At 70.4% G+C, this 20,223-nt stretch carries 17 protein-coding genes; 11 read left to right on the forward strand and 6 right to left on the reverse strand.

Annotated elements, in window-relative coordinates:
• Positions 1 to 47: 47 nt before the first annotated feature.
• The 5 genes from QOZ89_RS14285 to QOZ89_RS14305 all read right to left on the reverse strand — a co-directional run bounded on the left by QOZ89_RS14285 (position 48) and on the right by QOZ89_RS14305 (position 7,523).
• Positions 48 to 1,409 carry an ABC transporter substrate-binding protein gene (locus QOZ89_RS14285; protein ID WP_071047735.1) on the reverse strand — a complete coding sequence of 454 codons (1,362 nt, stop codon included), beginning with the start codon at positions 1,407 to 1,409 and terminating at the stop codon, positions 48 to 50.
• A 125-nt stretch (positions 1,410 to 1,534) separates the two neighbouring features.
• A complete protein-coding gene (locus QOZ89_RS14290) occupies positions 1,535 to 3,082 on the reverse strand; it encodes an acyl-CoA synthetase (RefSeq protein ID WP_312623997.1) in 1,548 nt (515 codons plus the stop codon).
• A gap of 199 nt (positions 3,083 to 3,281) precedes the next feature.
• A complete protein-coding gene (locus QOZ89_RS14295) occupies positions 3,282 to 4,316 on the reverse strand; it encodes an LLM class flavin-dependent oxidoreductase (RefSeq protein WP_312623998.1) in 1,035 nt (344 codons plus the stop codon).
• 120 nt (positions 4,317 to 4,436) lie between these two features.
• A complete protein-coding gene (locus QOZ89_RS14300; RefSeq protein WP_071047737.1) occupies positions 4,437 to 5,285 on the reverse strand; it encodes an SMP-30/gluconolactonase/LRE family protein in 849 nt (282 codons plus the stop codon).
• 72 nt (positions 5,286 to 5,357) lie between these two features.
• The gene (locus tag QOZ89_RS14305; protein ID WP_071047738.1) at positions 5,358 to 7,523 is read right to left on the reverse strand and encodes an acyl-CoA dehydrogenase family protein; all 2,166 of its coding nucleotides are present in this window, start codon (positions 7,521 to 7,523) and stop codon (positions 5,358 to 5,360) included.
• Positions 7,524 to 7,768: 245 nt separating this feature from the next.
• Between QOZ89_RS14305 and QOZ89_RS14310 the strand changes: the two genes are divergently transcribed.
• The 10 genes from QOZ89_RS14310 to QOZ89_RS14355 all read left to right on the forward strand — a co-directional run bounded on the left by QOZ89_RS14310 (position 7,769) and on the right by QOZ89_RS14355 (position 18,094).
• Complete coding sequence (locus tag QOZ89_RS14310) at positions 7,769 to 8,611, forward strand: enoyl-CoA hydratase/isomerase family protein (RefSeq protein ID WP_083418331.1); 843 nt, start codon at positions 7,769 to 7,771, stop codon at positions 8,609 to 8,611.
• A gap of 25 nt (positions 8,612 to 8,636) precedes the next feature.
• Positions 8,637 to 9,332 (forward strand): TetR family transcriptional regulator, encoded by a 696-nt coding sequence (locus QOZ89_RS14315; protein ID WP_241841591.1) that lies wholly within the window; start codon positions 8,637 to 8,639, stop codon positions 9,330 to 9,332.
• Between the two features lie 49 nt (positions 9,333 to 9,381).
• Positions 9,382 to 10,398 carry a TIGR03617 family F420-dependent LLM class oxidoreductase gene (locus QOZ89_RS14320; protein ID WP_071047740.1) on the forward strand — a complete coding sequence of 339 codons (1,017 nt, stop codon included), beginning with the start codon at positions 9,382 to 9,384 and terminating at the stop codon, positions 10,396 to 10,398.
• 44 nt (positions 10,399 to 10,442) lie between these two features.
• Complete coding sequence (locus tag QOZ89_RS14325) at positions 10,443 to 11,417, forward strand: alpha/beta hydrolase (RefSeq protein WP_071047741.1); 975 nt, start codon at positions 10,443 to 10,445, stop codon at positions 11,415 to 11,417.
• 381 nt (positions 11,418 to 11,798) lie between these two features.
• Positions 11,799 to 12,032, forward strand: a complete 234-nt coding sequence (locus tag QOZ89_RS14330) for a hypothetical protein (RefSeq protein ID WP_071047742.1) — start codon at positions 11,799 to 11,801, stop codon at positions 12,030 to 12,032.
• Positions 12,033 to 12,138: 106 nt separating this feature from the next.
• Positions 12,139 to 12,549 carry a metallophosphoesterase family protein gene (locus QOZ89_RS14335; RefSeq protein ID WP_312624026.1) on the forward strand — a complete coding sequence of 137 codons (411 nt, stop codon included), beginning with the start codon at positions 12,139 to 12,141 and terminating at the stop codon, positions 12,547 to 12,549.
• A gap of 510 nt (positions 12,550 to 13,059) precedes the next feature.
• Positions 13,060 to 14,250 (forward strand): Nickel transporter NicT, encoded by a 1,191-nt coding sequence (gene nicT / locus QOZ89_RS14340; protein ID WP_071047744.1) that lies wholly within the window; start codon positions 13,060 to 13,062, stop codon positions 14,248 to 14,250.
• 522 nt (positions 14,251 to 14,772) lie between these two features.
• On the forward strand, positions 14,773 to 15,342 hold the full coding sequence (locus QOZ89_RS14345) for a hypothetical protein (RefSeq protein ID WP_241841592.1): 570 nt from the start codon (positions 14,773 to 14,775) through the stop codon (positions 15,340 to 15,342).
• Positions 15,343 to 15,452: 110 nt separating this feature from the next.
• Entirely contained in the window at positions 15,453 to 16,832 is a 1,380-nt protein-coding gene (locus QOZ89_RS14350) for a cytochrome P450 (RefSeq protein WP_312624002.1), read from the forward strand.
• Positions 16,833 to 17,227: 395 nt separating this feature from the next.
• Entirely contained in the window at positions 17,228 to 18,094 is an 867-nt protein-coding gene (locus QOZ89_RS14355; RefSeq protein WP_312624003.1) for an SMP-30/gluconolactonase/LRE family protein, read from the forward strand.
• Positions 18,095 to 18,217: 123 nt separating this feature from the next.
• Here QOZ89_RS14355 and QOZ89_RS14360 read toward each other — a convergent pair whose 3' ends face one another.
• Positions 18,218 to 19,237, reverse strand: a complete 1,020-nt coding sequence (locus QOZ89_RS14360; RefSeq protein WP_071047746.1) for an NAD-dependent epimerase/dehydratase family protein — start codon at positions 19,235 to 19,237, stop codon at positions 18,218 to 18,220.
• 135 nt (positions 19,238 to 19,372) lie between these two features.
• Between QOZ89_RS14360 and QOZ89_RS14365 the strand changes: the two genes are divergently transcribed.
• Positions 19,373 to 19,921 (forward strand): TetR/AcrR family transcriptional regulator, encoded by a 549-nt coding sequence (locus QOZ89_RS14365; protein ID WP_071047747.1) that lies wholly within the window; start codon positions 19,373 to 19,375, stop codon positions 19,919 to 19,921.
• Positions 19,922 to 20,223 lie beyond the last annotated feature (302 nt).

Raw genomic sequence — 20,223 nt, forward strand, 5'->3', positions numbered from 1 at the left:
GGGGGGCGCCGCCACGAACATTCGATATGACCCAGCGCCGGTGGGGCCTACGGCGCCTTTGCGATGACGCCGCAGGTCTCGGGAGGCGCGGTCCAGGTCTTGTCCACCAGGTGGGCGAGGGTTCCGCAGGGCGAGGACGCGATGTGGTTGAGCGGCCAGCGCGTTTCGGGCAGCGCTCCTGGGACGTAGTTGGTGTAGTTGTCGTTGAGTACTTTCAGGAAGCTGTCGACGGTGAGGTTACGCCCGACCTTCCGCAGCGCGCTGATGACCAGGTCCGCTGACCAGTAGCCGGCCATGACGGGCGTGCTGAGCGCGACCCCGGGGGCGTAGGTGGCGAAGTCCTTGACCATCTGCGCGATGGCGGGGACGTCGGTGGAGATACCGGGCTGCCACCCCACGATGGCGTAGGTGCCGTCAAGCTCGGCCACGCCGGCGAGGCGGGGGTCGTAGATCGGGGTGATGAGAAGGCCCTTGTAACCGGCCGCCTTGAGCGCGGAGACCATTTTGACGGAGTCGGCGAACTGGAGGACGGTGAACACGGCGGCCGGCGGCTTTCCCCCGTCCGCCGTCATGATCGCACTGACGATGGGGGTCGGATCGGTGAGGCCGGACAGGGGTATCGGTGTCTTCTGGTAGACGACCCTGAATCCGGCGGACTCGAAGCCCTGGCCGATGGTGATGTTGCCCTGGCGGGCGGCCTCGATGTCATTCCCGACCACGGCGATGGTCTTCGCGGCGCCGGCGGGCAGCAGCTTCGCGACGCCGACGGGTGAGCCGGTGTTGACCGTGCGCTGGGCTTTCGGCGCCGGTGTCTGGCAGCCAGTGATGCCGAAGCCGATGACGTTGCCGCAGAAGGCGGTGTTCGTTCCCCAGCCGAAGAACGGGACGACCTGCTTGCAGAACGTGTCCAGGAAGTTCGGCGCCGAGACGGCTACCGGGGCCACGGCGAACACCTGCTCCTGCTCGACGAGGGCACGCGCCTGTTCGCCGTCCCGAGCCGCGTCGGAGCCGTCGTCGCGGACTCCGACGAAGTCGATCTGGCGGCCCGCGACACCGCCTTCCGCGTTCGCCCGCGCGAAACGCGCCTTCGCGCCCGCGTCAATGTCGCCGAACGCCGCGCCAGCCGGGCTGGTCAAGGACGCCAGTCCGCCGATCTTGATTGAGGTGTCCGTGACACCACGGCTCGGGTTCGGCGCCGCCCCCTGGCAGGCGAGCGTCTTCGGATCGAGCGCCACGTTCGTCTGGCTCCAGCCGTGGTCGGGCCCCTCCTTGCTGAAAGCGGGGTCCGCCGAGACCACCCCGGAGCCACCAGATCCTCCGTCCACCCCACCACCACCGCCGCCACAGCCGGCGATCCCGACCAAGGAGACGATGGATAAGACAAGGGCGGTTCGAATTCCACGCTGCATGAGCTTCTCCTTCGAGACTTGATCCGCTCCATCCGGACGCGGCCGGAAAACCCGCGACTGGGCCGGGCGGAGACAGTTGTTGGTCGATCCGCCCTGGTCTCGGCCGTCCTCGTGACCAGGACGGCTCAGGAGACCTCCTTCAGGTACTCGTCACGCAGCTGGCCCTTGGCCAGCTTGCCGGTCGCCATCCGGGGCAGCTCGTCGCGGAAGCTGAACACCCGCGGGACCTTGTAGTGGGCGAGGTTGTCGCGCGCGTAGCGGTGCAGCTCGTCCGCGAGTTCCTCGTTCGCCTCGACGCCGGGCGCCGGCGCGACGACGGCCTGCACGAACTCGCCCATCTCGGCGTCGGGTAGGCCGAAGACGGCTACGTCGGCGACCTTCGGGTGCATCACGAGGCAGGCCTCGACCTCGGCCGGGTAGATGTTGACGCCACCGGAGATGATCATGAAGCTCTTGCGGTCGGTGAGATAGAGGTAGCCCTCGTCGTCGAGGCGGCCGATGTCGCCGACCGCCGTCCAGTTCGGGTGGTCGGGATGCCTGCTCGCCGCGGTCTTCTCGGGATCGCCGTGGTAGCTGAACGGGGCGTCGGGCTGCTCGAAGTAGAGCAGGCCGGGCTGGCCGGCGGGCAGCTCGGCGCCCTCGTCGTCGCAGACGTGGGCGATGCCGTTCAGCATTTGCCCGACCGAGCCGGGGTGCTTCAACCAGTCCGCCGCGCTGATGTAGGAGATTCCCGCGCCCTCGGTGCTGGCGTAGTACTCGTCGACGATGGGTCCGAGCCAGTCGATCACCTGGCGCTTGACGTCGGGCGGGCACGGCCCCGCCGAATGGATCAGTCGCCGCAGGCTCGACAGGTCGTGGCGCAGCCGTCGTTCCCCAGGCAGCTTGAGGACCCGGACCAGCATCGTGGGCACGACCTGCGTGTGGGTCACCCTTTCCCGCTCGATGACCTCGAGCAGACCCTCGGCGTCGAATTTCTCCATGAGCACGAGGGTGGCGCCGAGCTCGTGGACACCGGTCGACCACTGGATGCCTGCCGAGTGGTAAAGCGGCGTGGGACACAGGTAGATCGAGGTCTCGTCCATCCCGAACAGGTGCCGGGCCAGGATCGACGTGCCGACGTCCTTCGGGTCGTCGACGGTCCGGCCGCTCAGGGGCCGACGCACCCCCTTGGGCCGACCCGTCGTACCGGACGAGTAGAGCATCAGGCCGCCGCGCGGCTGCTCGTCGAGTGGCGTCGCGGGCTGGGCCGCCACCGCGTCGTCGTAGGGCTCGAAGCCGTCGGCGGCGCCGTCGACCACGAACCGGTGGACGCAGCCGGGCGCGGCGGCCACCGCGGCGACGGCCGTGGGCGCCAGGGCCCCGGTGGTAACGATCGCCTTGGCGCCGGCGTCGTTGAGGATGTATGCCGCCTCGGCCGGTGACAGGTGTCGGTTGATCGCCGTCAGGTACAGTCCGGACCGCCTCGCCGCCCAGACCACCTCCATGAAGCGCAGGTGGTTCTCCGCCAGCAGAGCCACGGCGTCGCCGGGCCGCAGACCGTGTTCCCGTAACAGCCGTGCCAGCCGGGTCGACCCGGCGTCGAGTTCGGCGTAGGTCATCCGGGCTCCAGAGCCCGCCATGATGACGGCCGGCTTGTCCGGTGAGGTGCGCGCGTGCGCACCGGGATAAACCATGTCAGCCCTCCAGCAGAGGCAAGTGGCGTTCCTTCGCGGTCGCGCCGCGCAGGACGGTGTGCGTTCGGCGGCGAGCCCGCGGCCGGCACCGCGCGAGCGCCGCCGGCCTCGGTGAGGCGGTCAGCGACACCGAGGCCGACCAGGCTGAGCCCGGTTACGCCCGCGTGGACAGGCCGCCGGCGCCGACGTCCGCGAGTGCTCAGCCAAGGTGCGTGACGCCGTGGTGACTGTGCCCGCCCGAGGCGGCGGACATGAACGCTTCGAGTTCGTCGATGACGTCCGGGGCCGCGGGGGCGTAGACGATCTCGGTGATGCCTGATTCGCCCGCTTCGTGGATGCGGGTGGCTACCGTCGCGGCGTCGCCGGTCCAACCGGTGCTGAGGATGGCGGGGCCGGCCGCGGCGACGGCGGGGTGGTCCCGCTCGGTGATGACCGTGATGTGGCCCTCGTGGACGGCGAGGTGGCGCTGCTCCGGCGGGCGTGCGGCCAGCATCGCGTCACGCCAGACCGTGCCCCCCGGAACCTGCTCGATCAGATCAGGAGACATGTCCCAGAGCCCGTGGAACGAGAGCGTCGCGAACCACGGGCCCGCGGCGCCGACCAGGCGTGGGGTGGTGTGGTCCTCGCCCGGGCGGACGATCGTCCCATGGGTCAGCAGTGCCGTCGGTCTCCCGGCGCGCTGATGTGGCTCCGGCACCATGGGGACGATGACGCCGGCGACGTCCAGCTCCTGGGCTGTCACGTGGCCTTTGGGCCCGCTGGGGGCCAGCCACAGGGGGGTGGTGATGGGGCGCGGCGGCGCCCAGCCGGCCGCGTGCATCATCTGGCAGGGCACGCCCTCGATCTCGACGACCTCGCCGGCCAGCAGGCCGCGCAGCTGGCGGACGTACGTTGCCACGTCCGCCCACTTCATCGCGGGCTTGCCCATCGCCTTGCGGCCGGTGAAGCCGGTGCCGAAGGCGGCGACCAGCCGGCCGGGCGCGAGGTCCTCGACGGATGCGATCGCCGACGCGGACACCATGGGATGGCGCAGGCTCGGGATCGCGACGCCTGTGCCGACGCCGATGCGCTGGGTGGCTTCGGCGATGCGCGCGAGCGCGATCCAGATGTCGCCGTAGAGCGCCGGCGAGTCATACACCCACACGCGGTGGTATCCCAGTTGTTCCGCCGCCCGCGCGTACTCGACGATTCTCGTGCTCGGAGGTAAGGCGAGGGAGATTTCCGGTCGAACCATGGCTGTCTCGACGTGCCTTTCTCGTTGGCTGGACCGGCCGGCGTGGACCGCTCGGTGATCCTGAGAACAACGGCCGCCGGGCATGCGAAGGAAGATCATTTTTGCATGCCCTTTGGCCCGTTAGGGCCGGCCCGCTCCTGGCACTTCCACCCGCAGTTGGACGATCGATCCGGTCGGCTCGGCCCGTCGGTCGCGCTTGAAGGTCACCGTGTTCATGCAGACGAACAGAGTCCGCCGGTCGTCGCCGCCGAGCACGCAGGCGAGCGGAATGTCCTCGAAGGGAATCTGCTGGTCGACGCCGCCCGGGCCGACGCGCAGGACGCGCCGGCCCCAGGGGTCGGCGACCCACACGTCGCCCCGCTCGTCCAGGCAGATCCCGTCGGGGGCCACCAGTGCGTCGCCGCTTTTCGGCGTCAAGGGGACGTGGGTCCGGTCGACGAGCTCGCCGTTTTTGACCGAGAACCGGGACAGCCGGCGGCCGGCGGACTCGGCCACGACCAGGGTGTCGCCGGTCGCGGTGACGGCCGCCCCGTTGGGGCACAGCATCTGGTCGGCGGCGACCGACACCTCGCCGTCCGGGGAGACACGGACCAGGACCGTGGGCTGCCCGGTCGGGGTGCCGCCTATCGGGAATCCCATCTGGGTGACGTAGGCCGTCCCGTCCGTGGCGACGATCATGTCGTTGATCCCGTGCGGGGCGAGGTGGGAGACGTCCGCGTGCGGGTGGGCGGTGCCGTCCTCGATCCGGTAGACGACGCTGTGTTCCATTCCGGCGACCAGCATGCGGCCGTCGGGCAGCCAGCCGATGCCGCCAGGGTCCTCGTCGTCGGGGAAACGGTGCACGGCGGTACGGCCGCCGGCGTTGTCGAACCGGTAGACGGTGTGTGCCCACATGTCGGATAACCACAGCGCGCCGTCGTGCCAGCGAGGGCACTCGACAAACTCGAGGTCACGGGCAAAGAGCTCCATCTGGGACTCCCATTCAGGCTCCGGGCGCGGTGGGCGCGCGCTATGACAGCGGCACTAGGACAGACAGCGGCACTAGGACAGCAGGGGGTCTCGGGGCAGGCCGAGAATCCGTTCCGCGATCTGGTTCCGGGCGATCTCGGACGTGCCGCCAGCGATGGTGAGCGCACGGGTCGCCAACAGCGACCTTCCGGCGGTCCCACCGAAGCCGTCGTCGAGGGCGACGTCCTGGCCGGCGAACTCGGTCAGCAGGGTCGCGGCGCGCTGCCCGTTCTCGGCCGTGACGAGCTTGGTGACGTTGCCCTCGGGGCTGGGTCCGCTCCCGTCCAGGGCGCGGACCACTCGCCGCAGGTCAAGCAGCCGCGCGGCGATCGCCTCGGCGACGTGTTCACCCAACCGGGTCTCGGCTCCTGGCACCCGGTGCCCGTGCTGCCGGTACAGGGCGAACATCTGGTCGGCGGTGGTGCCACCGAGGTTACCGCTGAGGGTGATCCGTTCGTTGCCGAGCGTGGCGCGGGCGACGTTCCAGCCCTTGCCCGGTTCCCCCACCACGTCCGCGTCGGGGACGAACACGTCGGTGAGGACCACCTCGTTGAAGTAGTGGTCGCCGGTGAGATGGCGCAGCGGGCGCACCTGCACACCCTCGGCGGCCATGTCGACGGCCATCGTGGTGATACCGGCGTGCTTGCTCGCCGACGGGTCGGTACGCACGGTGGCAAGGCCGTACCGGCACCGGTGGGCGTCACTGGTCCAGACCTTCTGGCCGCTCAGCACCCAGCCGCCCTGGACCTGCTCGGCTCTGGTCCGCACGGCCGCGGCGTCGGACCCGGCGCCGGGCTCGCTGAACAACTGGCACCATTGCTCCTCGCCGTAGAGCGCGGGCCGGACCCAGCGCGCGACCTGGTCCTGGGTGCCGTGCTGAACAAGGGTCAGAACCACCCAACCGGTGATCATCAGGTTGGGGACCTTGAGGCCCGCGGCCCGGAACTCCTGCTCGATGACGAGCTGGAGGCCCGCGGAGGCGCCGAGCCCCCACGGACGCGGCCAGTGCGGCTGCAGGTAGCCGGTGTCGGCCAGCCGGCGGCGCCGCTCGTCATCGGGGAGCGCCGCCAGCTCGGCGGCGAGCGCCCGGATCTCGGGCCGCGCCGCCTCGGCCTGCGCGGGCAGGTCGAACGCGGGTGCCGTCCGGGAGACGCCCGCGCCGCCCAGACGGGTCACGTCCGCGGCGGCGGTCCCCGGCGGCACGATGGCCTTGCTGGTGATCGCCCGCCGGTAGAGCAGGTGGGCGTCGTGCTCCCAGGTGTAGCCAATTCCGCCGTGTACCTGGATGTTGAGTTCCGCGTTCCTGACGAAGGCCGGTACCGCGAGGGTGGCCGCCACGGCCGCGGACAGCTCGAACTCCTCGGCTGGTCCCGCCGCGGCGCGTGCCGCGTCCCACACCGCCGCGGTCGCGAGCTCGGCGGCGACCAGCATGTTCGCGAGGTGGTGCTTCACGGCCTGGAACGACCCGATGGTCCTGCCGAACTGTTCGCGCACCTTCGCGTAGGCCGCGGCGACCTCGACGCATTCGTGCGCGCCGCCGCTCGCCTCGGCCGCGACGAGTGTCCGCATGATCGCCTGGGCGTAGGCCAGTGCTCCCGGCAGCACGTCGCCTGGCGCCACCCGCGCCTCGGTGAGGCGGAGCCGGGCGGAGCGCCGCGACCGGTCCAACGATCCGAGGGCCTCGTCCGTCACGCCGGGGTCGGCCGTCGACACCACCACGAGGTCCTCGCCGACCGCGAGGAGCACGACGTCGGCGAGCGCGCCACCCGGGACGACACCGGACCGACCCGACATCCGTCCGTCGCCGTCCAGGCGCAGGTCCCCGCCGAGACCGACGGCGCCGACGGCCGTGCCCGCGGCGAGTCCTGGCAGCAGGCGGGCACGCGCCTCCGGTCCTCCCCTGGCCGCGATCACCGCCGACGCCAGGACCGTCGGGAGAATGGGCCCAGGCGCGACCGCCCTACCGGTCTCCTCGAGGATCACCACAAGCTCCGGCAGCCCGAAACCGCCGCCCCCGAACTCCTCCGGCAGATGCACCCCGAGCAGACCGAGATCGGCGAACTCCTTCCAGAAGCCCGGCAGATGTTCCTCGTCGGCGTCCAACAGGGCCCGGCCGGCCGCGCGTGCCTCGCGCGAGGACAGCAGTGATCGGGTAGTCCGGGCGAGCGCCCGGTGTTCCTCGCCGATTGCTATCCCCATGTCTCCTCCATCCGCTGACGGGCCAGTTCCGTGGGCAGGGGGGTCGGTCAGGCACGCGGCGGGCAACGCCGCCTGAGGTCGGCCCGCCGGCAAGGGTCCTGGGAGCTGCGCGCCCCGGCGCCAGGGAGCGGGATGGCCGGCCGCGTCGTCAACCTGTCGCCAGAGCCTGCGGCCGATGTTGACAGATCTCACCAAATGGCACAAGGTCCCAATTGGTACGTCGGTCCGGCAGGTGGGAGATGGTGGTGCTGGCCAACAGCGATCTGTACCTTCGGAGCACGCCGGAGGCGGGGCGGACCGTCCTGGCCGACACCCCTGCCCCGGGCGTCCGGTTGCTGACGCTCAACCGGCCGGAACGCCTCAACGCGATGTCCGGTGAGCTGGTCCGGGACCTGCACGCGGCGCTCGACGAGGTGGCGGCGGACGACGAGTGCCGCGTCGTCGTGCTGACCGGTGCTGGCCGGGGATTTTGCGCGGGGCTCGACCTGCACGAGCCGCCGAAGCCGAGCAAGGCAGGTTCCGGCCCGCAGACGGGGATGCGGGTCCAGCAGGCCATAGCGTCCCTGGTTCCCAAGCTGCGCAACCTGCGCCAGCCCGTGATCGCGGCGATCAACGGCCCGGCGTCCGGCGGTGGCTTCGCGCTGGCCCTCGCCAGCGACGTGCGGGTCGCCGCCACGTCGGCGAGGTTCAACGCCGCCTTTGTGCGCGTCGGGCTGTCGGGCTGCGACATCGGCGTCAGCTGGCTGCTCCCCCGGCTGATTGGGGCCAGCCGTTCCCACGAGCTGCTGCTCACCGGCCGTCTCGTCGACGCCGACGAGGCGCTCCGTATCGGTCTGGTCAACCGCGTCGTCGACGACGGCAAGGTGGTGGACGCGGCGCTGGAGACGGCCGCGCTGATCTGCGCCAACAGCCCCATGGGCGTATGGATGACCAAGGAGGTCAGCTGGAGCCAGCTGGAGGTCGGCAGCCTGCAGGCCGGCATTGACCTGGAGAACCGCACCCAGGTCCTCACGTCCTACACCCAGGACCGGCAGGAACAGGTCAGCGCGTTCCTGGGGCGACGTTCCCCGAACTACACCGATTCATGACGGCCGGGCCGACGTGACGCCCGATGTGAGAGTCTCCGGACCGATGGACGCGCCAAAAAGATCGCTTCGCGATCGGAAGAAGGAACGCACCTTCGAGCAGGTCGCCCGGACCGCGGTCAGGCTCGCCATGGAGCACGGTCTCGCGGCGGTCCGGGTCGAGGACATCTGCGAGCGAGCCGAGATCGGCCGGTCGACCTTCTTCCGCTATTTCGACTCGAAGGAGAGCTGCTTCGTCGCCGGCGTGCATCAGGGGCACCTCGAGACGGTCCTGGCCGCCATCGAGGCCCGCCCGGCGGACGAGGGACCGCTCACGGCGTTGTGCAACGCCTTCCTGGCGATCCAGGAGGACTGGCGCAGGCAGCGCGACGTCCTGATCCTCGACGCGCGGCTGCGGGCCGAGGTCCCGGCGGTGCGGGCGCACGCCAGCGCCAAACACCTGGACTGGGAAACCTCGATCGCGGCGGCGATCGCGCCGCGGTTCGCCACCCCGGACGTCGATCTCTTCCAGGCGCGCGTCATGGCCGGAAGCGTGCTGTGCGCCGTTCGGCTGGGGACGGAGAAGTGGCTCGCCGGGGAGGCGAACTATTCCCCGGCCGTGGAAATCGCGGCGGCCTTCACCGTTCTCCGCTCGTACGTGGCCGTCGAGGCCCCAGAGGCGGGCGAAACCGGAGAGGCGGGCGAGGCCGGCGGCGGTGAGCCGGGGAGTTCCGGCCACCGTTAGCTCTCTCGCCACGCTGGCCAGGAAAGCCTGACGCCTGAAGGAAGACAACATGAAGGTTGACGCGATCGTTCATGACGATCTGGCGTTGGTGGGGGAGCGGGCCCGGTTGGCGGAGGAGCTCGGGTTCGACGGGATGAACGTCGCCGAGGTCGCGCACGACCCATTCCCGCCACTGACGCTGGCCGCCGTGGCGACAGAGCGGATCAGGCTGGGTACCGGGATCGCCGTGGCGTTCGCGCGCAGCCCGATGACGCTCGCCGTGCTTGCCTCCGATCTGCAGCGGCTCTCGCGCGGCAGGTTCGTGCTGGGCATCGGCAGCCAGATCAAGCCGCACATCACCCGACGGTTCTCGATGCCATGGTCGCGTCCGGCGGCACGGATGCGGGAGTATGTCGCGGCCATGCGGGCGATCTGGGCGTCCTGGGCCATCGGCGAACCGCTGCGTTTCGAAGGCGAGTTCTACCAGCACACCCTGATGACGCCGATGTTCAGTCATGGCCCGTCCGAGTACGGGGACCCGGCGGTGTTCGTCGCCGCGGTCGGGCCGGCGATGACCGCGGTGGCCGGCGAGGTGGCCGACGGCCTGCTGGCGCATGCCTTCACCACCTCCGACTATCTGCGGGAGGTGACCCTGCGCCACCTGGAGCGGGGGCTGGCGGCCGCCGGCCGGACCCGGGCCGACCTCCAGGTCTCCGTCCCGGTTTTCGCGGTCACGGGCCGGGACGAGGCGGAGCTGGCGGCGAACCTGGGCGCGGTGCGCCATCAGCTCGCCTTCTACGGGTCCACCCCGGCCTACCGGCCCGTGCTGGAACACCACGGCTGGGGCGAGCTCGGCGACGAGCTGCATCTGCTGTCCAAACGGGGCGAGTGGGCGCGGATGGCGCAGGCAGTGCCCCGCGAGGTGGTGGAGGCGTTCGCGGTCGTCGCCGAGCCCGCCGCGCTCGCCGGCGAGATCGCCCGCCGCTGGAGCGGCCTGGTCGACCGGGTACAGATCGGTCTGCCAGACAACGACCCGGAGCGGATGGTGGCCAGCGCGGCCATGATCAAGGAGCTGGCCCAGAGGTAGCTCGTGCCCCTCGTGCCACCGACATTGCCCACGGGAGGACCATCATGACCACCGTCGAAGGCCGGCCATCAGTGCACCTGCCAGCGCGCGACATTCCCATCCCGTCGTCGGTCAGCCCCGAGGCGCGGGCAATCCTCGCCGCGCCACGGCAGGCGGAGGCCGGCTACCCGCCGCTCGGTGACGTGGCTGCCTGGAAGAAGATGATCGCCGGCCGGGATGAATCGCTGGCCGCGATGGTGGGCAGTCGGCCGGTCGACGCCGCGGTGACCGTCGAAGATGCCGACGTCGACGGCGTGCCGGTCTATGTGGTCACGCCTTCCGGCGCGCCCGACGGCCGGGTCTACCTGGACGTCCACGGCGGCGCGCTGATCGTCGGCGGTGGGGCGGTCTGCCGGGAGATGGCCGTGCGCACCGCGGCCCGGCTGGGCACGCGGGTCTGGGCGGTCGACTACCGGATGCCGCCCGACCACCCGTACCCGAGGCCGCTGGACGACTGCGTTTCCGTTTACCGGGCGCTGCTGGGGGACTACCGTCCCGAGCAGATCATCGTCGGTGGCGCGTCCGCCGGCGGCAACCTGGCGGCGGCGCTGCTGCTGCGGGCACGCGACGAGGGGCTGCCGCTGCCGGCCGCCGCGGTGCTGAACACCCCGGAGGTCGACCTCACCGAATCCGGCGACTCCTTCCAGACGAACCTGGGCCTCGACCCAGTGCTGCCGGGGAGCCTCATGCCGGTGAACCAGCTCTACGCCGCTGGCCACGACCTGGCCGCCCCCTACCTCTCCCCGCTGTTCGGCGACTTCGCCAAGGGCTTCCCGCCCACCCTGCTCACGACCGGCACCAGGGACCTGTTCCTGTCGAACACGGTGCGGATGCACCGCGCGCTGCGCGCCGCCGGTATCTCCGCCGAGTTGCACGTCATGGAGGCGGCCGGCCACGCCGGCTTCCTCGGCATGGCCCCGGAGGATGCCGATCTAAACCGTGAGGTCCGCCGCTTCGTCGACGCCCACTGGCCCGGCTGACGGCTCCCGGCCTCGGCTGAGCTGGCGCCGCGCGGTCGCACGGCGAGGTCAGCAGTACCCACCACGCCGACGCCGGACTTGCCGGCGAGACCGGTCCGCGCGGGATCGGGTAGCGGTTCGCATTGTGGTCACCCAAGTCCACAAGATTAAGTATATTCAAACCCCGCTACGGGAGCGGCGGGGGTTGTCGTCAGGGCGAGGTCGTACGCCGCCTTCCGACATTTCATGACTGGTCGCTCCGTCCGGAGCCGGTAATTGGGCAGGGTCGGCGTAAGCTCAGGTCGCTGGGAAGCAGCCGGCCTGCCGCGCGTCAGCGTCGTGGCTCTACGAGCCTCAGGCTCAGCCCGGGCACGTCGGTGATCTCCCTTGGAGAGGCACCCTATGTCCGCTGAGAATGGTTCCGCCTCCACGCCGTCCACGTCCGCGGGCGTGCTAGGTAGCCGGTACGGCACGTGCGATGGCAAGTCCGCGTTCGCCAGGGAGACCAGCCCTGGTAGCTGGCAGGTCAAGGTGCACGATCCCACCAGTCCGCGCGCGGGCCACGACGGTTGGGTGATGATCGGCTCCGGCTGGCCGACGTTGGCCGAGGCGGCCGCCGCTACCGGCCTGTCCTGAGCCCGCGCCGTGCCGCCCAACGACGGTGGCGGCGCGACGGTAGTGGGCGTGGCGGTCGGCCTATGACGCGTCTGGCTGTTCTGTCGGATATCCACGTCTGTCGGATATCCACGGCAACACCCGGGCGCTGGAGACCGTGCTGGCCGAGGTTGCCGACGTCGATCTGGTCCTCAATCTCGGGGACATTCTGTCCGGCGCGGTCGATCCTCGCGGGACGCTCGACCTGCTCGCGGCCCGGCCGGACATTCTGACTATCCGCGGCAACCACGAACGTCAGATCCTCACGTTCTCGGCGGAGCGGATGAGTACCTCTGACCGTCATGCGGCGGATGTGCTCACCACGGCGGACCGGGCCTGGCTGGCGGGCTTGCCGGAGACGGTCGAGCCGGCGCCCGGGGTGTTCGCCTTCCACGCGAGCCCCGGTGAAGATCTGCGCTATCTCAACGAGACGGTCACCGCGGCTGGCCTGCGCCCGGCGACCGTCGCGGAGATCGTGGAACGTCTCGGCGACGCCTGACGATGACCCGCCTCGCCCGGCGTCGGTCATCCGGATCCGGATGACCGACCCTCCCGTTGGTCAACCAGATCCCCCGACGCTGACCGTCCAGCCCGCGGGCCTGATCGGGGCCGGGACCGTTGCCCGGCGGCTCGGTTGGAGCCCTCGGTACGAGATCCCGATACCGGCCGCGCGCCCAGACCTCGACGCCACTAGTTGCGAAGATATCGCAACAACGACATAGTGGCATGGTGACTGTGCTGGCAGGGCTTCGAAGTCCTCCCGCTAGTGATCCTGGGGACAACGGCCGCCGGGTGTGCGAAGGAAGATCATTTTCGCACACCCTTTGGCCCGCTAGCCGGAGGTATCCCGCCCGGCCCGCTCGGTGACCGCGGGTGCCTGGCCGCCAACAAGCTCCAGCAAGATCAGAAGACCGTCTCGCGGACAGGTCCCAGCGGGGCCGGGTTCTTCGCCGGTCCGCTCCTGAGAGCCGCGCACCCGCGCCTGCTCCCCGTAGCAAGGAGACACCACGTGGCTCAAGCAGCTCCCAGCGCCAGCGAGCCCTCCCTGTCGGCACGGCTGACACAGTTCCGGCAGAGCCTCAGCAGTGCGGACAAACGGTCCCTGGCCGGGATGACCGCCTTCATCGTCCTGCTCCACGTGCTGGGCTTCGTCGTGCTGCTCACCCTGGTCACCCCGCGCGACTACCACCTCGGTGGCGATCACCCGATCTTCACCGCCGGCGTCGGCGTCCTCGCCTACACCTTCGGGCTGCGGCACGCCTTCGACGCCGACCACATCGCCGCCGTCGACAACGCCACCCGCAAGCTCATCGCCGACAACGTCGCCAAGGAAGCCGCCGGCGCCGGCCGCCAGCGCAGGCCCCTCTCCGTCGGGTTCTGGTTCTCCCTCGGCCACTCGACCATCGTCTTCGTGCTCGCCTTCCTGCTCTCCGTCGGCGTCAAGTCCCTCGTCGGCCCCGTCGAGGACGACTCCTCAAGGCTGCACACCATCACAAGCGTCATCGGCCCGTCCGTCTCAGGCGTCTTCCTCTGGGTCCTCGGAATCCTCAACCTCGCCGCCCTGATCGGCATCATCAAGGTCTTCCGCGAGATGCGGAACGGGCGGTACGACGAACAGGAACTTGAGCGCCGCCTCGACTCTCGCGGCTTCATGAACCGTTTCCTCGGCGGGCTGACCAAGGCCGTCACCAAGCCCTGGAAAATCTACCCGATCGGCGTCCTGTTCGGACTCGGCTTCGACACCGCCACCGAGGTCGGCCTCCTCGTCCTCGCCGGCGGCTCCGCCGCGTTCAACCTGCCCTTCTACTCGATCCTGGTCCTGCCGATCCTGTTCGCCGCCGGCATGTGCCTCATGGACACCATCGACGGCGTCTTCATGAACGCCGCCTACGGCTGGGCGTTCGCCCGCCCCGTCCGCAAGGTCTTCTACAACCTGACGATCACCACGATCTCCGTGATCGTCGCCCTCGTCATCGGCACCATCGAACTCGTCGGCGTCCTCGCCGACCGGTTCACGATCGAGTCCGGACCGCTCGCCTGGATCGCCGGCATCAATCTCGACTACACCGGCTACGCCATCGTCGGGCTCTTCTTCGTCGCCTGGGGCGTAGCCCTGGCCATCTGGTATTTCGGCCGCGTCGAGGAACGCTGGTCCGCCAACCTGACCTCCGAGCCCGCCCCCTCGACCGAATCGGTCTGACCGCACCGCCGGGCCGTCGTGAGGAGGATCTCGCCTGCTCGCCTGACGGACGGCCTCGCCTGGCCAGGCCTGGCCGCCTGACGAACGGGCTGGCCTGGTCCGGCCCGCGAACACGTGGATGGCGGCCGGCCGCGGCGGGGCTCCGGGCTCCGGCGTGTCGGGGATCTGACCAGTTGCTGCTGTCGGTGTCGCAGTTCATGATCTGGTGGGATTTTGGGAGCTATTGCTCCGGGGATTCCACCAGATCATGAGCGGTTCGCGCGTTTGAGTCCAAGGTGCGCGGCGCGGCGCAGACATCCGGCCGGTCGTACCGCATCAGGTGTGTGCTGACAGACTCCAGGTATGGAGTGGTCCTGGCTCACGGGCTCGTACCATGATCAGTTTGTCAGGACTGGCCGTCAGCCGTTGCTGCTTCTTCTCGTGGGTCTGGTCGGCGGGTTCCTGTTCATCAGAACCTCCGCCCGCCTCATCCGGGCGAATGTACGATGGTGGCCGGGAAACATCTCGGCCGGCGGAGTGCACGTGCACCATGAGTTCTTCGGTGTTCTCATGATGCTCACGGCCGGCACGATCAGCTTCGCTACCGGGGACGTCGACCCGTGGCGCGACATCCTTGCTCTCATCTTCGGGATCGGTGCCGGCCTCGTTCTCGATGAATTCGCTCTCCTGCTTCATCTGAAGGACGTCTACTGGACCAAGGAGGGCAGGTCCTCCGTTGATGCCGTGATCGTGGCCACGGCTCTGACCGGACTCCTCCTGGTACGTGCCGCACCCTTCGGCCTGGATGACATCAGTGACGACGAACGCTCCGCCCGCTGGACACTTGTGGCGGTTGTGCTGTTCAACCTCTCCCTTACCGTGCTGACCGCGATCAAGGGTAAACCCTGGGTGGCGATGGTCAGCGTCTTCGTGACCGTCGTCGGGATCTGGGGCGTCCTGCGGCTCGGCGCCCCCGGCAGCCCATGGGCGCGGCGCCGCTACGACCAGCGGAAGATGGCGCGAGCCAGGGAACGGGCCGCGCTCTGGGGCAGACGACGCGAGCGCGCGTTCTCGCTCATCGCCGGCGCCGACACCCGTGACTCCTCCTCGTAGCCAGGAACAGTCGCCGTAGCCAGGAACAGTCGCCCGGGCCCGGCGTCGACATCCGCCCGCGCTCGGCGGTGTGCCTCCCCCGCGGAGCCATGGCGGGCTAGTTTGGTCGTATGTCCACGAACCAGGGCATTCGGCCGGCTCGCAGCGGAGAACAGGCAACGACGCCGCCGGCCGGGAGGCGTCCGCGGCTGCCGGGCCGGGTGCGCGACGACGCCCGGTCGACCGTGTACTGGGGCGCGGCCCATGGGCTTCCCCGTGTCGCCGTGCGGACCGCGGCGCGGCGGGGGGACCTGCAGGGCAGACTGATCGTCGCGGGTGCCGGTGGGGGAGAGGTCTGGGACGCGGTCGAGCAGGTGCGCGCCGCCGGGCCGCTCTACCGCGGCCGGTTCGCGTTCCTGACCGTGGACCATGCCGTCACGCGGGAGGTTCTCGCCAGCGGTGACTTCCGGGCCGGCAGCCCGGTCAGGACCGGTGGCCTGCTCGGTGGCCTGATGGCCCGGACCGCGCCCGACCTGCTGCACCCCATGGAGCCGCCGTCGCTGCTGGTCACGGAACCACCCATGCATACCCGGCACCGCCAGCTGGTCAGCCGGGTGTTCACCGCGCGGGCGGTCCAGAACCTGCGGGCGCGCACCGAACAGATAGCGTCCGAGCTCCTCGACGGCCTCGTCACCGCCGAGCCCGTGGACCTTGTCGCCGCGTACTGCGCCCTGTTGCCGGTCACCGTGATTTCCGAGATTCTCGGGGTCCCGCCCGGTGAGCGGCCTCGAGTGCTGGCGCTGGGATCCGCCGTCGCGCCGAGCCTCGACTTCGGGCTGGGCTTCCGGCAGTTCCGGTCCGTCACCGCCGCCCTGCGTGACTTCGAGTCGTGGCTGACCGGGCACCTTGCCCGGCTGCGGCGTGAGCCGGGCGATGACCTGCTCAGCCAGCTCATCGTGGCCCGCGACCAGGACGGCGGGCTCGACGAGAGCGAGCTGAAGTCGATCGCCGGCCTGGTGCTCGCGGCCGGCTTCGAGACCACGGTGAACCTGCTCGGCAACGGCATCGCCCTGCTGAGCCGGTTCCCGGAGCAGCTCGGGCGGCTGCGCGGCCAGCCGGAGCTGTGGCCGGGCGCGGTCGAGGAGATCCTCCGGATCGATCCTCCGGTGCTCCTCACAGGGCGCATCAGCATCCGCGACCTCGACGTTCGCGGCGTCGCCGTTCCGGCGGGGTCCTACGTCGTGACCGTCCTCGCCGGCGCGAACCGGGACCCGAAGGTGTTCGCCGAGCCGGAGACGTTCGACGTCGCCCGCGCCAACGCCCGTGACCACGTCTCCTTCTCCGCCGGCCGGCACTTCTGCCTGGGAGCCTCGCTCGCCCGGATGGAGGGCGAGGTCGGTCTGCGCGCGTTTTTCGACCGGTACCCGGACGTGACGATGCTCCCGGGCGCCCGTCGCCGCGCCAACCGCGTCCTGCGCGGCTGGAGCCGCCTGCCTGCCCGCCTGTCCTGATCTCTCGCCCCCGGCGACCACCGCACTGGTCGAACGGTTCCTGGCCAGCTCCGCAGCCCATCTCGACGACGCGCAGGCAGGTGCCCTGGCAGCGCCGGTCACCCCCGCCGGCAACGACTTCGGACTAGCGGCGTCGGGCCGGGCTGGCCATGCCGGTGACCAGGTCCTGGCCGGGGATCCGGCCGCGGGCCCGGCGGTCCCGCCGGAAACACCGTCTACGGAACAGTCCGGCCTATGCCGACCCGGCGATCGCCACCCGCCGCGGTTTCGTGACCCGTCAGGCCGGCGGCCATTGGTCGACCGGGTTCGTCCGACTTGACACAATGTCGGTCCGTGTGCCCGATTCGGTCTGGGTGCTCGACTCGGTACGCCCGGTGCGGCATGGAGGTCCACGCATGAAGGTGCTGGCCAGCGGCCTACGGTTCCCCGAAGGGCCGATCGCGCTTGACGACGGCTCGGTGCTCGTGGTCGAGATCGAAGGCGGTGCGCTGACCCGCGTCGAGGCGGACGGCACGGTGTCGCCCATCCACTGCGGCGGCGGTCCCAACGGCGCGGCGCTCGGGCCCGACGGAGCCGTCTACGTCTGCAACAACGGCGGGCTGGCGTTCAAGACGGAGGACGGGATCCGGTTTCCCTACTGGATGGCCGAGGGCAACGAGGGCGGATACGTCCAGCGGGTCGACCTGTCCACGGGAGGCGTCGACGTCGTGTTCACGCACGTCGACGGCACGCCCATCGGCAATCTCAACGACATCGTGTTCGACGAGCAGGGCTCGTGCTACATCGTCGACACCACCCGTGGCGTGCTGTACTACGCCGACCCCGTGGCGGGAACGATCGGGATCGCTGAAGAAGGGCTTGAGTATCCCAACGGGATGGGACTGTCGCCGGACGGCACGAAGCTCTACGCCTCGGAGACCTACTCGGGGCGGGTGCTCGCCTGGGATGTGAAGGCGCCCGGCACCCTCGGCGCCAGGACCGAGCTGTACTCCACCGGCGGCGAGCATCACTGGGACGGCTTGGCGGTCGACGGGGCCGGCAACGTCTGCGTCGCGAACCTGGAGAAGTCGGGGATCACGGCGATCAGCCCGAATGGAGAGGTTCTCCAGGAGTTTGTGACGTCTGAGCACGACCCGTACGTCACCAACATCTGCTTCGGCGGCCCGGATGGCGACACCGCGTTCATCTGCTCGGCAGGACGCGGCATTCTCTACTCGCTTCAGTGGCCCTGGCCAGGCCTTCGGCTCAACTTCGCGCGCTAGAGGGCCAAAGGGTGTGCGAAAATGATCTTCCTTCGCACACCCGGCGGCCGTTGTCCCCAGGATCACTGAGCGGCCGAACGACTGAGTGGCTGAGCGGCTGGGCGATGGAGCCCGGCGAGGCGGTCAGACGACGCCGTGCTCGCGGAGGCTGCGGGCACAGTCGAGGACGGCGTCGGCCGCCGGGCGCGGCTGCCAGCCCAGGAGCTCGTGAGCCTTGGCGGTGCTGTGCCGGCCGCGGCGGCCGAGCGCCGGGGCGATCTCGCGCAGCGCCGGGTCGCTGCGGGCCGCCAGCCGGACGGCGAAGTCGGGAACACCCTTGGTCGACACCCGCGCGGCCACGGGGCCGAGGTTGGAACGCAACAGCTCCGCCATCTCGCGCATCCAGATGAACTCTCCGGTTCCGAGGAAGCGCTGCCCGGCCGCCGCCGGGCGCTCCAGGGCGCGCAGGTGCAGGTCGACGAGGTCGCGGACGTCGACGACCTCGAGACCGATCCTGGGGACGCGGGGCATCGCGCCGCTGAGCATGCGGGCGATGATCCCGACCGAGCCGATCGTCGCGGGGGACAGGATCGGGCCGAAGACGGCGCCGGGCAGGACCGTGACGAGCTCCGGAGCCGTGGCCCGCGAGGCGGTGAAGCCCCAGGCCGCCTTCTCCGCGAGCGTCTTGGCGCGCCGGTAGGGGATCAGGGTGGGGTCGTCGGGGTCGGTCCACAGCGTCTCGTCGGTGACGCCCTCGGTCGTGTAGGACGACGGGCTGGCCGCGTTCGCCGCCGAGGTCATCACCACTCGGCGCACGCCGGCGTCCGCGGCGGCGCGCAGGACCCGCAGGGTGCCGCCGACCGCCGGGCGGATGAGCGACTCGGGGCCCGCGTCCGAGCTGATCCCCATCGGGGACGCGACGTGCAGGACGCGCTCGGCCCCGGCCATCGCCTCGGCCCAGCCGGCGTCCGCGGACAGATCGGCCGTGGCGAAGGTGAGGCGGCCGGCCGAGCCGGTGGCGGGGGCCGTGGCCTTGGCGACCTCGGCCGCCCGGCCGGGGTCACGCAGGGTCGCGCGGACGTCGTGGCCGCGGCGCAGAAGCTCGGCGATGACCCAGCCGCCGATGTAGCCGCTGCCGCCGGTGACGAGGACAGGTCCAGTCATGTTCGGTTCCTTCGAAGTGATCTGGCGAGGTGGTGTGACAAGATAAGTGGAGGGGTCTCCGCTGACAGCTCGACTGTAGTGGAGGGCACTCCACTTTGTCAGGTCTGGAATTCGCCCTGCCTCGAAGGACCTCGCATGAGCTCGCAGCCGACCCGCGCCGACGCCCGCCACAACCGGGAGCTGATCCTGACCGCCGCGCGGGCGGCGCTCAGCGAGGACGGCTCGGCCTCGCTGAGCGCGATCGCCCGGCGCGCGGGCGTGGGGATCGCGACCCTGTACCGGCGCTTCCCGACCCGGGAGGCGCTGGTGATGGAGCTCTACCGCAACGACATCGGCGAGCTCATCGACCTGGCGCCCGCGCTGCTGGCGGAGCATCCGCCGCTGGAGGCGCTCGGGCGCTGGTTCGACGAGGTCGCCCGCTATGCCCGGCTCAAGTTCGGCGTCTCCGAGGTCGTCCACGCCGCCACGAACGGCGGGCTCGACGACCCGGCGTACGAGCCGTTCGTCGCCGCCATCGCGACCCTGCTGACGGCGGGCGAGAAGGCCGGCGCCCTCAAGCCCGGCCTCGACCCCGAGGATGTGCTCCTGCAGCTCAGCGTGCTGTGGCGGATCGACCCGAAGAGCGGTGACGCGCGCATCGACCGGATCCTGGCGCTCATCCTCGACGGTCTCCGCGCGCGATGACGACCGCCTGAGGAGCGACAACCTGACGGACGGCACTCCGAGGGGGCGATACCCGAGGCCGGCCCGCCCGCTTCGGTGACCAGGGCTCGGGCCGGCCTTCCACCGGTGCCCTCGTGGGTGTGTATATGCACGGTCATTTGGCCGGTAAGCGGCCTCCTGGCCGGCTCCGCCTATTGGTTGTCCGGGACGAGACACCGGTCGTATTCTTCCGGCACGGGTCGTCGACCAGCTTCAGGAAATGGGGGAACTCCTGGTCGCCACGCTCGTCGAGATCCCGTCGGTGGGTGGCCTGGGGGGTTGTT

The organism is Pseudofrankia coriaricola (assembly GCF_032027725.1).
Lineage (GTDB): Bacteria > Actinomycetota > Actinomycetes > Frankiales > Frankiaceae > Pseudofrankia.

What these genes read in the sequence shown, in the direction of transcription:
- QOZ89_RS14285 (WP_071047735.1), bottom strand. Translation starts at nt 1,409, where the DNA reads ATGCAGCGTGGAATTCGAACCGCCCTTGTCTTATCCATCGTCTCCTTG.
- QOZ89_RS14290 (WP_312623997.1), bottom strand. Translation starts at nt 3,082, where the DNA reads ATGGTTTATCCCGGTGCGCACGCGCGCACCTCACCGGACAAGCCGGCC.
- QOZ89_RS14295 (WP_312623998.1), bottom strand. Translation starts at nt 4,316, where the DNA reads ATGGTTCGACCGGAAATCTCCCTCGCCTTACCTCCGAGCACGAGAATC.
- QOZ89_RS14300 (WP_071047737.1), bottom strand. Translation starts at nt 5,285, where the DNA reads ATGGAGCTCTTTGCCCGTGACCTCGAGTTTGTCGAGTGCCCTCGCTGG.
- QOZ89_RS14305 (WP_071047738.1), bottom strand. Translation starts at nt 7,523, where the DNA reads ATGGGGATAGCAATCGGCGAGGAACACCGGGCGCTCGCCCGGACTACC.
- QOZ89_RS14320 (WP_071047740.1), top strand. Translation starts at nt 9,382, where the DNA reads ATGAAGGTTGACGCGATCGTTCATGACGATCTGGCGTTGGTGGGGGAG.
- QOZ89_RS14325 (WP_071047741.1), top strand. Translation starts at nt 10,443, where the DNA reads ATGACCACCGTCGAAGGCCGGCCATCAGTGCACCTGCCAGCGCGCGAC.
- QOZ89_RS14330 (WP_071047742.1), top strand. Translation starts at nt 11,799, where the DNA reads ATGTCCGCTGAGAATGGTTCCGCCTCCACGCCGTCCACGTCCGCGGGC.
- QOZ89_RS14350 (WP_312624002.1), top strand. Translation starts at nt 15,453, where the DNA reads ATGTCCACGAACCAGGGCATTCGGCCGGCTCGCAGCGGAGAACAGGCA.
- QOZ89_RS14355 (WP_312624003.1), top strand. Translation starts at nt 17,228, where the DNA reads ATGAAGGTGCTGGCCAGCGGCCTACGGTTCCCCGAAGGGCCGATCGCG.
- QOZ89_RS14360 (WP_071047746.1), bottom strand. Translation starts at nt 19,237, where the DNA reads ATGACTGGACCTGTCCTCGTCACCGGCGGCAGCGGCTACATCGGCGGC.
- QOZ89_RS14365 (WP_071047747.1), top strand. Translation starts at nt 19,373, where the DNA reads ATGAGCTCGCAGCCGACCCGCGCCGACGCCCGCCACAACCGGGAGCTG.